Here is a 12,714-nt window from a genome sequence, read left to right as displayed (position 1 = left end):
TGGGGGGAGGATGTCAATCCGTTGAAATGAAGACGTTCTTGGTCTCGGTGAACGCGGCCAGGGCGTCCGGGCCGAGTTCCCGGCCGAGGCCGGACTCCTTGAAGCCGCCGAACGGCGTCCAGTAGCGCACCGACGAGTGCGAGTTCACCGACAGCGCGCCCGCCTCGACGGCCCTGGCCACCCGCAGCGCCCTGCCGACGTCGCGGGTCCAGATGGAGCCGCTCAGGCCGTACCGGGTGTCGTTGGCGATGCGGACGGCTTCGGCCTCGTCCGCGAAGGGCACCACCGACACCACGGGGCCGAAGATCTCCTCGGTGAACGTCCGGTCGGTGACCCGCGTGGTCAGGACCGTGGGCGGGAACCAGTAGCCCTTGCCGGTCGGGCAGCCGCCCCGCAGGTACGGCGTGCCCTCGACGAAGCCGCGGACCCGCTCCAGGTGCTCGGCGCTGACCAGGGGGCCCATCTCGGTGGCCGGGTCGAGCGGGTCGCCGACCCTGACCTTCCGGACGGCCTGCGCGAGCAGGTCGAGGAACTCGTCGTGGATCTCGGCCTGGACGAGGATCCTCGACCGGGCGCAGCAGTCCTGGCCGGAGTTGTCGAAGACGGCATAGGGCGCGGTTCTCGCCGCCTTTTCCACATCAGAATCGGCAAAGACGATATTTGCGGATTTGCCGCCTAGTTCGAGGGTTATGCGCTTGACGTGCTTTGCGGCCTTTGCCGCGATCTCCTTGCCCACCTCGGTCGAGCCGGTGAACACGATCTTGGCCACGTCCGGGTGCTCGACCAGGCGGGCACCCGCGACCTCCCCTGCGCCAGGCAGGACCTGGAGCACCCCCTCGGGGAGGCCCGCCTCCAAGGCCAGCTCGGCCAGCCTCAGCGCGGTGAGCGGGGTCCACTCGGCGGGCTTGACGATCACCGTGTTGCCCGCCGCCAGAGCCGGGGCGACGCCCCAGCTCATGATGAGCATCGGGAAGTTCCACGGGACGATCACGCCGACGACGCCGAGCGGCTCCTGGAACGTGATGTCCACTCCGCCGGGCACCGGGATCTGCTTGCCGTGGTTGCGCTCCGGCGCCCCGGCGTAGAAGTGCAGGACGTCGCGGACGCTGCCCGCCTCCCACGTCGCGTTGCCGATCGGGTGGCCGGCGTTGGCGAGTTCCAGCCGCGCCAGCTCCTCGCCGTGGGCGTCCACGACCTCGGCGAACCTTCTGAGCAGCCGCGCCCGATCGCCGGGAGAGACGTCACGCCAGGCCGGGTACGCCCGCCTGGCACGCTCCACGGCCCGATCGACCTCCGCCGTGTCGGCCAGTTCGACGTCGGCGATGACCTCTTCGGTCGCAGGATTGATGATCTTCAATGCAGGTCCTTCACATGCGCTCGAATCCGCGGAACAGCTCCCAGTCCGTGACCGCCGCGTCGAAGGCGGCCAGCTCGATCCGGGCGTTGTTCGCGTAGTGCTCCACCACGTCCTCGCCGAAGGTGTCGCGGGCCAGCTTCGACCCCTCGAACAGGGCCAGCGCGTCCCGCAGCGTGTGCGGGACGGTCTCGGCCCCCGAGGCGTAGGCGTTGCCCGCGAACGCGTCCTCCAGGGGCAGCTCGTGGTCGATGCCGTACAGGCCGGCCGCGATCAGCGCCGACACGGCGAGGTAGGGGTTGACGTCTCCGCCCGGCACCCGGTTCTCCACCCGCAGCGAGTGCCCGTGGCCGACGAGGCGGAGCGCGCACGTGCGGTTGTCGACGCCCCATTTGATCGCGGTCGGGGCGAAGCTGCCGGGGACGTACCGCTTGTAGGAGTTGATGTTCGGCGCGTAGAGCAGCGTCAGCTCGCGCAGGCAGGCGAGCTGCCCGGCGACGAAGCTCGCGCCCATCGGCGACAGGCCGTGCTCGCCGTCGCCCGCCATGACCGGCTCGCCGTCCAGGCCGCGGAGGCTGATGTGGATGTGGCACGAGTTGCCCTCGCGCTGGTTCGGCTTGGCCATGAAGGTGATCGACTTGCCCTCCTGGGCCGCGATCTCCTTGGCGCCGTTCTTGTAGATCGAGTGGTTGTCGCAGGTCCGCAGCGCCTCGTCGTAGCGGAAGGCGATCTCGTGCTGGCCGAGGTTGCACTCGCCCTTGGCCGACTCGACGTACAGGCCCGCGCCCGCCATGTCGCGCCGGATCCGGCGCAGGAGCGGCTCGACGCGGGCGGTACCGAGGAGGGAGTAGTCGACGTTGTAGAGGTTGGCGGGGGACATGTCGTGGTATGCCCGCTTCCACGCGTCCTCGTAGCTGTTCTCGTAGACGATGAACTCCAGCTCGGTGCCGACGTACGCGGCCAGGCCGCGCTCGGCGAGCCGGGCGAGCTGCCTGCGCAGGATCTGGCGCGGCGAGGGGGCGACGTCCTCGCCGCTCTCCCAGGCCAGGTCCGCCATGACCATGGCGGTGCCCTCCTGCCAGGGGACGCGTCTCAGCGTCGACAGATCGGGCTTCATCACGAAATCGCCGTAACCTCGTTCCCATGACGACATCGCGTAGCCCTCGACCGTCGTCATGTCCACGTCCACAGCGAGCAGGTAGTTACAGCCCTCGGAGCCGTGGTGCAGCACCTCGTCCAGGAAGAACCGCGCGGACAGCCGCTTGCCCTGCAGTCTGCCCTGCATATCGGCGATCGCGAGCAGGACGGTGTCGATCCGCCCGGCCGCGGCCTCGACCCGCAGCTCCTCGACGGTGAGGAAGCCGGTGCTGGATCGCTCACTCACATTCGCTCCCCGACGCGCTTTCCCGTTGATTGGGCTAGTCTCAGACCATTGAGGTGCATGGTGGGATCGCTTGTCAAGACCTGAGGACACCTTGGACGATTCGGCGGACGGCTCGGCGCGGCGAAGTGGAGGAGCCCGAGGTGGGAGCGCGGCGAAGCAGCAGGCTGCCATGACGATGAACCCGTTGACGATGCTCCGGCCCGTCAGGGCGGGAAACGCCTTCGAGGAGACCGTGGAACGGCTGCTCCAGGCGATCAAGCTCGGCGTGGTGGGGCCCGGTGAGAAGCTGCCGCCCGAGCGCGAGCTGGCCGTGCAGCTCGGCATCAGCCGGGTCACCCTGCGCGAGGCGATCCGCGCCCTCCAGGAGGCGGGTTACCTGGACGTCCGCCGCGGACGCTACGGCGGGGCGTTCGTCACCTACGTCCCGCCCCCGCCTGGGCAGGCCGACCTGCGGAAGGCCGTGGCCGACATGGGGCTGGCCGACCTGTCCGACGCGCTCACCTTCCGCATGGCCGTGGAGTGCGGGGCCGCCGAGGTGCTGGCGACGTCCGAACTCACCGACGAGCAGCGGGCGCTGCTCGGTCGCAAGCTGTCGGAGCTCAACGAGGCCGGCGTGGACGACTACCGCCGCCTCGACACCGCCTTCCACCTGTCGATCGCGGAGCTGACGGGCTCGCCCCTGCTCGCCACCGCCTGCGCCGACGCCCGCCTGCGGGTCAGCGACCTGCTCAACGCCATCCCGATGCTCCAGGTGAACCTCGACCACGCCGCCGTCCAGCACCAGGCGATCGTGGCCGCCATCCTCGCCGGCGACCCGGACGCGGCCCGCCGCGCCGTCGCCGAACACCTGGAGGGCACGGCCGCGCTCCTCCGCGCCTTCCTGGCCTGAACCTCACACACGCCTCTTGCAGGGCTCTACCGGTCCTTGACGGTCATAAGGCAACCACGCGGCATCACGCGACCGGAACGGCTCGTAACATCTGTTTCTAGGTCATGAGTAACTGGTTGCAGCAGAGCATTGTCGACACGGGACGGCTGCCGCTGTTCTGTTACTTCGTCGCGCTCATCGTCGCCTTCGTCGCCACCCGCATCAACGTCCGGCTGATCAGGGCCAAGGTGGGCTGGTTCCGCAACGTCAGCGTGGGCGAGATGCACATCCACCACGTGGTGTTCGGCGTCGTGCTCATGCTGATCGGCGGCGTCGCCGGATTCGTGCTGTCGGCCGGGTCCCAGATCGGGTACGCCGCCGCCGCGTCCGTCTTCGGCGTCGGCTCCGCGCTGGTGCTCGACGAGTTCGCGCTGATCCTGCACCTGCACGACGTGTACTGGGAGGAGGAGGGCCGGACCTCCGTCGACGCGGTGTTCATCGCCGTCGCGGTCACCGCTCTGCTGCTGATCGGGCTGCGCCCGCTCACCTGGGACTACGGCCCCCTGGTCGACCCGGCGGTGCTGATCGTCGGCAACCTGGTGCTGGCCGTCGTCACCCTGCTCAAGGGCAAGATCTGGACAGGGCTGGTGGGGCTGTTCGTCCCCGTCCTGCTGCTGGTGGGCGCGCTTCGGCTGGCCCGTCCCGGGTCGCCGTGGGCGCACTGGTTCTTCGACGGAGGCTCCTCGCGCAAGCTGGTCAAGGCCCTCCGACGGGAGGAGCGCTGGCGACGTCCGGTGATCAAGGTCAAGATCGCCTTCCAGGAGTTCGTCTCCGGCCGCCACGACCTTCCCTCCACCCGCCGCACCCGCCGCCATACTTGACCCCATGCCGCCACCGCCCTGGCAGGACGCCCAACCCTCCGGCCCGCACGCCGGCCCCGGCGCAGGGCAGGAACCACAGCGCCCTGGCCCGCTCGACGGCCCTGGCCCGTCCGATGGCCCTGGCCCGTTCGATGGTCCCGATCCGCTCGACGGCCCTGGCCTGTTCGATGGTCTCAGGGGCGTCGAGCGGCGGCTGCTGCCGGTCGCGCTGCCTCACGGCCTGGCGATGGCGGGAGGGCACGCGCTGCGGGCGCACGGCTTCCCCGCCTGTCCTGGTGAGGGCCTCGCCTACGCCACTGCCGCCGAGACGCCGCTGGCCGAGGCGGCGGAAGAAGCCGCGCGGACGTTCCGCGGCACCGGCCTCGACGCGACGGTCACCGCCCTTACCTTCCTGACGGCCCGCCTCCACGTCACCGCCCCGGAGACCGGCCAGGGCTGCGACGTCGACGTGCTGCGCGAGGCCCTCCAACAGCCGCCGACCCGGTGCGGCGACCTGTGGGTGGTCGGCCTGGAGGACGCGGTCGGGCTCGTCATGCGCGCCCTGCACGAGCGCTGCCTCGCCCGCGACCTCATCGACATCGCATCGGTCGCCGGGCTGTACTCCTTCCGCGACCTCGAACACCTCGCCCGGCTGCACACGGAGGGCTTCTCGCCGCACGAACTCGCCACCCGTCTGGAGTTCGCGGACCAGATCGCCGACGAGGCCTTCGAAGCGCACGGGCAGGCCCCCGAGCGGATCGTCGAGATCCGGCGGTTCGCCATGTCCTGGGTGGAGGACATCAAACTCCGCCGCGCCGATGACGGAGACACCGACTACGACGACCCCGACCTCCCGGACATCGACTGATCGACCAAGGGTAAGGAGCGACACGGCTGCGGTCGCCGGGGTGGTTGTCCGGGCGTGTTCGTGCGTGGTTGTCCGGCGTCTTCGTGCGTGGTGTGTGTGGCGTGTTCATGTGTGATGTGTCCGGCGTGTTCCTGTGTGGTGTGTGTGGCGTGTACGTGGGTGGTGTGTGGCGTCAGGGGGGTTGGTCGCCTGGTGACTAGAGGGTCGCGATCGAGCGGAGTGCCAGGCCCGCGCCCAGGAGCACCACCATCGCGGCCGTGCCCAGCGGGGCGAGATTCGACAGCCTGGCCATCATCCGGCGGCCCCTCGCGGCTCGCCTCTCCAGGCGGTCGACGAGCTTGACGAGCAGCAGTCCGGTCGCGGTGAGCGTCGCCGCCATGCCCACCCCGTACGCGGCGACGAGCACCACTCCGAACCAGGTGCGGCCCAGCGCGATCGCCCCCAGCAGCACGATCAGCGCCGACGGGCTCGGCACCAGCCCGCCTGCGACCCCCATCCCCAGCAAACCCATCCGTCTCCCGTGCCCGTGCCCATGCCCATGCCCGTGCCCGTGCCCGTGTCCGCGCCCGTGTCCCTGGTCGTGTTCCTGCCCGTGGTCGTGTTCCTGGTCGTGCCCGTGCCTGTGGCCGTGTTCCTGGTCGTGCCGGTGCGTCCGGCCGTACGTGTGGACGTGCCCGTGCGTGTGGTCGTGGTCGTGCCCCGGCCAGTGGTGGGGGTGGGGCGGGGAGGGGGCCGGTTGGTCGCTTCCGCTCTCGTCCTCGGTCTGGGGGGCGTGATGGGGGGCGAACGCGTGACGGCGGGAGGACGTGAGGAGGCGGAGGCCGATGGCGGCGATCATGAGACCGCTCGCGACGCCCAGCCAGGCCAGCACCGACTCGCCGGCCAGCGTCGTGAACACCGTCAGGAGGAGGCCCACCACGAGGACTCCGGCCGTGTGCGTGGCCGTCACCGTTGCGCCCACTACCAGGGCGTCTCGCGGGCTGCCGCGTCGTCCCGCCAGGTAGGCGGCCATGATCGTCTTGCCGTGTCCGGGGATGAGCGCGTGACCGGCACCCAGCAGCACCGCCAGTCCCACCGCGAGGAGTCCGAGCGGCACGGTGAGCACGTCTGAGCCGATCAGGCCGGTGAAGGTGCGATCCAGCGCCGCCAGCGCGTCTCCGATCGGCCCGCCTATGGTGATCCCCGCCGGTCCGCCGGTGGAGATCCCGCCCGGGCTGGTGGATGTGTTCGGGGTGGGGGTGGTGTCCGGGAGCGGTTGGGTGGTCGCCGGGAGTGGGCCGACGGTGATGGTGGCCGTGCGTTGCTCGAGGGGGGCCGACAGCAGGTCACCGGGGTAGGCGCGGAGTTCGTGGCTGACGCTGGTCGACGGTACGGACGAGTGCCCGAGCGTCAGGCCGTCGCCCACTGCGGTGATCTCTCGCCAGCCGATCCGGTCCTGCTCGAAGGCGTCCGTGAACAGCACGTCGCCGGTCACCCGGGCCTCGGCCACCAGGGCGCAGGTCAGGCGGCTGGTTTGGAGGCCCCCCTGGCCGGGCGCGTACGTGTACGCCGAGCGGGTCACCCGCCAGGGCACCGCCGCCCCCGCGACCGTGAGGCGTTGCGCGGCGGCCAGGGCGGCGCAGCGGCGGGACGCGTACCCGGCGTTCACCTCAGGTTTGGCCTGGAGGGTCGGCAGCTCCGCCAGGTCCACCACGGCGGTGTTCGTGACGCTGGTGGCGGAGAGCCGCAGGCCGTTGTAGTGGTTCACGGTGAAGTTGCCCAGCGGGTGCGCCCGAGCGGTTCCGGCCAGGCGCGCGCCGTCGGCCACCAGCGAGGCCCGCGCGCCGACGGAGGCCACCAGTGAGGTCTGTGTGCCGGTGGTGGACGCCAGTGAGGTCTGCCCCTGGCTTGCTGCCAGCGAGGTCCGCGCGGAGGCGGCGGGTGCCGGCGAGGTTCGCGCGGAGGTGGCGGGTGTCAGCGGGGGCTGGGCGTGGGCGGCGGCGACGAGTAGGAGAGAAGCGCACGCCGACAGCACCAGGCCCGCGAGGACGGAGAGCAGGCCGAGCCGGATCAGTCTCATGAAAACCTCGCCAATGCGGGCAGTTGCGGATCGATGCGCGGGACCTCTCGCACGGGCTTGCCGAGTGCCCGCTCGATGACGGCTCGGTGGTGGGCGAGCAGCGGGTTGCGCCAGCCGGTCGCCGTCGCCCGCTTGGCGTACTTCAGGGCTTCTCGCGGTTTTCCTGACTTGTACAGGGCCCAGGAGAGGGCGTCGGCGGCGACGAGGTTGGGGTTGCGGGCGTACTCGGCTCTGGCGTGCCGTACCGCACGCGCGGGGTCGCCGTGGTCCGCTTCGAACTCGGCCCAGGTGAGGTCGTCGCGGACGCCGGCCGCCTGGAAGAGGCGGCGCTGGGCGCTGAGGAGGGTCCAGTCGGCGGGAAGCCCCGCCTTTATGTGGGTTTCGCCCTGTTCGACGAGGTACTGGGGGAGCGGCAGGCGGGCGACCACGCGCTCGTAGAGGGCCAGGGCCTCCTGTAGGCGTCCGCTGAGCGCGGCCACTCTGGCCTGGCCCGCCATGGCGGGCGTGAACGCCGGGTATGCCTCCAGGGCGGTGGCGTACCAGCGGTTCGCCGTGTCGAGCCGGCCCGCGTGGAGGGCGAGTTCGCCGAGGTAGTACCGGCTGTAGGCGATGTCGGACGGGGTGTTCGCGTCCTGGAGCGCGTCCTGCATGAACGCGCGGGCGGCCCGGACGTCTCCGCGTAGTTCGGCGGCGTAGGAGGCGCGGGCGAAGGCGGCGACCCCCGGGTGGAGGCTCAGCTGCTTGTCGATGGCCGCGCGCGCGTTGCGGAGGTCGCCGAGTTGCGTCCGGGCGTCGGCCAGCACGCCGTAGGCGGCGGCGCTGTACGGGTTGGCGGCGACGGCGCGGCCGGCGAGGCGTGCGGCCAGGGCGAAGTCGTGGCGTCCGGCGGCGAGCGCGGCCTGCCCGGTGAGGACGGCGTCGTCGTCGGGCGCCAGGCGGGCGGCGGTGGCCAGGGCGCCTTCGGCCCTGGAGTAGGAGGCCGGGTCGCCGGTGACCCTGGCCTGGTCGACGTACTCGACGCCGAGCCGCGCCCACGACCGGTAGTCGCCGGGGAGGCGCCGCAGGCGGGACTGCAGGGTTTCGGTGAAGGGCGCGACGGCGGCGGCCGGCTGCTGGTCGCGTCCGGGCGCGGACACCGCCACGGCGGTGAAGGCCAGCGCGCCGGCCAGGACCAGGCCGCCTGCCAGGGCGAGGGATCGCATCGTGGGCTCCGGAGTCGTGAGGGTGGCCGGCCGGCCGCGACGGGCGGCACGGCCGGCCGGCCGAGGGGGCGGCGGACGGATGTCCGCCGGGGGACCGACCGGCCGCGGAGATGACAGCCGGTCGGGGAGTGCCGCCGGGTCAGTGCTGGTTGACCGCGACGTTGCTCGGCAGGGGGATGTACGGGAACGCCTGCAGCAAGGGCTTGTCGTTCCTGTCCACCTTGTCCGTCAAGCCAGGGACGAGCTTGCCCGTCTGGGCCGCCCCCGCCACCGCCTGGAGGGCGATGTCCACCACGTCGTCCGAGAGCCGGCGGCCGTTCGGGAAGCCTTGGAGGTCGCCCGCGAGGACGCCGAGGCGGTTGGGGTCCTTCGCCGGTGGGATGGACATGTTCAGCCGCAGCATCTCCGACGGTCGCAGCTTGCCCGCGTCCTTGTTGAGGCTCTGGGAGTTGAGGTCGGCGGCGATCGGCCCGTTGCCCTTGGCGATGCCGGTGAGGAAGATCTCCACCAGGTCGTTGCGCGGGCTGGCGGGGGCCTTGATGCCGTAGACGGATTGGAGCAGCCTTGCCACCTCGGGGTCGGTGACCCGCTTGACGAATGCCGCCACGTCGGCGTCCTTGTGCGGGGGCAGCGCGTTGAACGCGTCCTTCAGGCCGGCGGGCGCGACGACCTCGTTGACCAGCGGGTTGCCCAGCCGCGAGACCTGGACGTAGCCGCGTGGGCTCCACTTGTCGGTGGTGGCCCAGACGCCGATGACGGGGTTGCGCTTGGTGTCGCCCTTGAGCGCCAGGTCCGCGGCGGGCACCTGGACGGCCAGGGTGTGCACGTTGTAGCCCTTGGTGGTGTCCTGGCCGACCTCTGACAGGTTGCCGCCGTAGAGCAGGTCGAACACGCGCAGGTCGAGGAAGAACGCCTCGTCCGACTGCCCGGCGAAGGTCCGGCCGCCGCCGGCGAGGCTCTTGATGGACTGGGCGCGCAGCGTCCCGTAGTCGGGCATGGAGGCCGGGCCGACGTTGCTGGGCGCGACGATGCCGTCGGGGACGAGCGTCCTGGTGCCGCCGTGGGTGATGCGCTTGAGCGTGTAGTGCTGGCGGTAGAGGAGGTTCTGGTCGTCCAGGGACGTGACGGGGCCGTTGTTGTAGAGGAAGGTGCCGGTGCCGCGCCGGTCCTCGTCACGGAAGGTCCACTGGTAGGTGATGTCGGGTTTGGCGTCCCCGTTGTTGTCGATCTTGATGTTGTAGCGGGACCTGGTGTCGAACGTGTAGAAGTTCGGCCCGCCGATGGGCTCCTCGAACGGGATCCAGTTGGCCAGCAGGGTCACCGTGCCGGCCTTGTCGGGGCTGACGAACGCGTAGACGTCCGTGTTGTCGTTGCGCGGGTCGCCGGCGATCATCGGGGCCTCGCGGTGCGAGGAAGCGGTGCCGGAGCCGGGGCGGAGCAGGGCGAACGAGGAGGCGGTCAGCGCCGCCGCGACGCCCAGTCCGATCAGGGCGCGCCGGTTGATCCGGAGCTCCATGTTCGGTCCTTTCGACGGGTCGATCGGGTGGGAGAGGTTCCGGCCGGGTTCCTCGACGCCTGATTCGTCGGAAGGCGCGCGGCGGATGTGTCATCTCCTCCTCAAGGAGGAGGTGTCAACGAAAGTTGACATACTAAGGTCGTCAATCTAAGTTGACCGGTGTCGAATCCGTGCCGCTGTTCGTTGGGGTTTCGGGGATTCGCCATGAGAGGAGACACGGTGATCAAGGAGCTGCTCGCCTACATCCGCCCGCACAGGGGGATCCTGATCGTGGGCGGGGTGCTGGGCCTGATCGGCTCGCTGGCGGGGCTCGCCATGCCGCTGCTGGCCAAGTACGTGGTGGACGCCTTCGGCGAGAACCGGTCGATGGCCGGGCCGTTACTCGGGCTGACCGTCGCGGTGCTGGTCGGAGCGGTGGTCTCGGCCGGGGGCATGTACCTGATGGAGCGCACGGGCGAGAGTGTCGTGCTCGGCGCCAGGCGCAAGCTGGTCGACCGGATGCTGCGGCTGAAGGTCGCGGACGTCGACCGCCTCAAGCCCGGCGACCTGCTGTCACGGGTGACCGGTGACACGACGTTGCTGCGTGCCGTGCTGACCAACGGGATCGTCAACTCGGTCGGCTCGGTGTTCATGCTGGTCGGGGCGATCGTCATGATGGCGACCATGGACGGCGTGCTGCTGCTGGTCACGCTGCTCGTGGTGGTCGTGATCGGTGGGCTGACCGGGCTGATCATGCCGAAGATCCAGCGGGCGCAGAAGGGCGCGCAGGAGGCCGTCGGCGAGATGGGCTCGGTGCTCGACCGGGCGTTGCAGGCGTACCGGACGGTCAAGGCCAGCGGCGCGGAGGAGCGCGAGATCGGCGTGGTCGCCGACGCGGCGGAGCGGGCCCGCGACCGGGGGCTGCAGGTGGCCGGGTGGACCTCGCTGGCCGGGGTGGCGACCTGGATGGCGGTGCAGATCGCGTTCCTGTGCGTGCTCGCGGTGGGCGGCTCCAGGGTCGCGTCGGGCGCGCTGGAGGTTTCGGCACTGATCGCGTTCCTGCTGTACCTGTTCTACCTGGTCGCGCCGATCGGGCAGCTCGTCGAGGGGGCCGTCCAGCTCCAGCAGGGCCTGGCCGCGATGAAGCGGATCAAGGAGATCGAGGACCTGCCCGCCGAGCCGGTCAGCGACCCCGCCCCGTCTGACTCGCGACCGCTCGGCGTCACGTTCAGCGATGTGGTGTTCCGCTACGGCGACGACCGGCCGCTCGTCCACGACGGCGTCAGCTTCGAGGTGCCGCCCGGAGGGCTCACCGCGCTGGTGGGGCCGTCGGGCGCGGGCAAGTCGACGGTGTTCGCCCTGCTCGAACGGTTCTACGAGCACCAGTCGGGAGCGATCGTGCTCGACGGGCGCGAGATCGGCGACTGGCCGCTCGGCGAGCTGCGCGCCGCGCTCGGCTACGTCGAGCAGGACGCCCCCGTGCTGGCCGGCACCCTCAGGGAGAACCTGCTCTTCGCCGCCCAGGACGCCACCGAGGACGAGCTGCGCCGCGCGATCACCCGCACCCGCCTGGACGACCTGGTGTCCAGGCTGCCCGACGGGCTCGACACCGCCGTCGGCCACCGGGGGGTGCTGCTGTCGGGCGGCGAGCGGCAGCGGGTCGCGATCGCCAGGGCCCTGCTGCGCAGGCCCAGGCTGCTCCTGCTGGACGAGGCCACCTCGCAGCTCGACGCGGTCAACGAGCTGCGGCTGCGGGAGGTGATCGCCGAGGTGGCCGCCGAGACGACCGTTCTGGTCATCGCGCACCGGCTGTCGACGGTGACCAACGCCGACCGGATCGTGGTCATGGAGGCGGGCGGCGTCCGCGCGGTCGGCACCCACGAGGAGCTGGTCGGGGAGGACGAGCTGTACCGCGAGCTGGCGGCCACGCAGTTCCTGGTGGGCTGACGGAAGCCTCGGCGTAAACTGCTGATCATCATCCGTTAACGATCTAGGCGGGTTCCGGCCATCCGGATCCCGCTTTTGATCCCTACGGTTTTTTGCTGACCAGTTTTCTGTTGTCAGCAAGGAGTGTTTGTGAAGCTCGCCACCGTTGGACTCGCAGCCGCCGCCCTGATCGGCGCCACGGTCGTCCCTCTCACCATCGCCGCGCCCGCCAGCGCCGCCTCCTGCAGTGGATCGCAGGTCGACTCGATCCCCGTGAAGCGGAGCGGCAAGACCTACGGCACGCTCAAGCTCTACTGGAACGGCTCGACGGGCACGAACTGCGCCCGCCTGGACCGGGTCGTCGACTACGGCACCAGGAGCGGGATGATCGTCCAGCTCTGGGCCTGTGCCAAGGGCACGTCGTCCGCTGCCACCTGCCGCCGGAGCTCGATCCACGACCAGGACAGCGGCCAGTACGGCCAGTACGCGGGCCCGATCTCCGTCAAGGGCAAGGGCAAGTGCATCACCGCCCAGGCCGGTGTGGCGGACAAGAACCACAACTGGGCCAACTACAACCCCTCGAAGACCTTCCACTGCGGCTGAGTCTTGAGGATGGAGCGTCGTGCACCCTCGCGCGGCGCTCCGCCGTACCGTACCCTTCGAGTGACATAGGTGAATATATTCATTCAGAAGGGGTA

General features: G+C 70.6%; 10 protein-coding genes. 5 read left to right on the top strand and 5 right to left on the bottom strand.

The window, feature by feature from the left end:
- Nucleotides 1–13: 13 nt before the first annotated feature.
- Together ABT294_RS01360 and ABT294_RS01355 are read right to left on the bottom strand one after the other, a co-directional pair.
- Complete coding sequence (locus tag ABT294_RS01360) at nt 14–1,357, bottom strand: aldehyde dehydrogenase family protein (RefSeq protein WP_350802710.1); 1,344 nt, start codon at nt 1,355–1,357, stop codon at nt 14–16.
- Between the two features lie 10 nt (nt 1,358–1,367).
- Entirely contained in the window at nt 1,368–2,738 is a 1,371-nt protein-coding gene (locus tag ABT294_RS01355; protein ID WP_350802709.1) for a glutamine synthetase family protein, read from the bottom strand.
- Between the two features lie 169 nt (nt 2,739–2,907).
- Between ABT294_RS01355 and ABT294_RS01350 the strand changes: the two genes are divergently transcribed.
- The 3 genes from ABT294_RS01350 to ABT294_RS01340 all read left to right on the top strand — a co-directional run bounded on the left by ABT294_RS01350 (nt 2,908) and on the right by ABT294_RS01340 (nt 5,334).
- Nucleotides 2,908–3,627, top strand: coding sequence for a FadR/GntR family transcriptional regulator (locus ABT294_RS01350; RefSeq protein ID WP_350802708.1), 720 nt, complete (start codon nt 2,908–2,910; stop codon nt 3,625–3,627).
- A gap of 104 nt (nt 3,628–3,731) precedes the next feature.
- Nucleotides 3,732–4,487 (top strand): hypothetical protein, encoded by a 756-nt coding sequence (locus tag ABT294_RS01345; RefSeq protein WP_350802707.1) that lies wholly within the window; start codon nt 3,732–3,734, stop codon nt 4,485–4,487.
- A gap of 4 nt (nt 4,488–4,491) precedes the next feature.
- Nucleotides 4,492–5,334: a hypothetical protein gene (locus tag ABT294_RS01340; protein WP_350802706.1), complete on the top strand. Its 843-nt coding sequence runs from the start codon at nt 4,492–4,494 to the stop codon at nt 5,332–5,334.
- A gap of 196 nt (nt 5,335–5,530) precedes the next feature.
- On the opposite strand, the gene ABT294_RS01335 is transcribed toward ABT294_RS01340, so the two are convergent.
- The 3 genes from ABT294_RS01335 to ABT294_RS01325 all read right to left on the bottom strand — a co-directional run bounded on the left by ABT294_RS01335 (nt 5,531) and on the right by ABT294_RS01325 (nt 10,111).
- Nucleotides 5,531–7,393: a nickel/cobalt transporter gene (locus ABT294_RS01335; protein WP_350802704.1), complete on the bottom strand. Its 1,863-nt coding sequence runs from the start codon at nt 7,391–7,393 to the stop codon at nt 5,531–5,533.
- Nucleotides 7,390–8,595, bottom strand: a complete 1,206-nt coding sequence (locus ABT294_RS01330) for a tetratricopeptide repeat protein (RefSeq protein WP_350802703.1) — start codon at nt 8,593–8,595, stop codon at nt 7,390–7,392. Before ABT294_RS01330 ends, ABT294_RS01335 begins: the two co-directional genes overlap by 4 nt.
- Nucleotides 8,596–8,734: 139 nt before the next feature.
- On the bottom strand, nt 8,735–10,111 hold the full coding sequence (locus ABT294_RS01325) for a DUF4331 domain-containing protein (protein WP_350802702.1): 1,377 nt from the start codon (nt 10,109–10,111) through the stop codon (nt 8,735–8,737).
- A 204-nt stretch (nt 10,112–10,315) separates the two neighbouring features.
- On the opposite strand from ABT294_RS01325, the gene ABT294_RS01320 reads away from it, so the two are divergent.
- Both ABT294_RS01320 and ABT294_RS01315 read left to right on the top strand, forming a co-directional pair.
- Nucleotides 10,316–12,037, top strand: a complete 1,722-nt coding sequence (locus tag ABT294_RS01320; protein ID WP_350802700.1) for an ABC transporter ATP-binding protein — start codon at nt 10,316–10,318, stop codon at nt 12,035–12,037.
- A 129-nt stretch (nt 12,038–12,166) separates the two neighbouring features.
- Nucleotides 12,167–12,619, top strand: coding sequence for a hypothetical protein (locus ABT294_RS01315; protein WP_350802699.1), 453 nt, complete (start codon nt 12,167–12,169; stop codon nt 12,617–12,619).
- Nucleotides 12,620–12,714: the final 95 nt, after the last annotated feature.

It is taken from the genome of Nonomuraea sp. NPDC000554 (genome assembly GCF_040300065.1).
GTDB lineage: Bacteria > Actinomycetota > Actinomycetes > Streptosporangiales > Streptosporangiaceae > Nonomuraea.
Note: the sequence above shows the minus strand (reverse complement) of the source record. Positions and strands in the feature narration are given on the sequence as shown.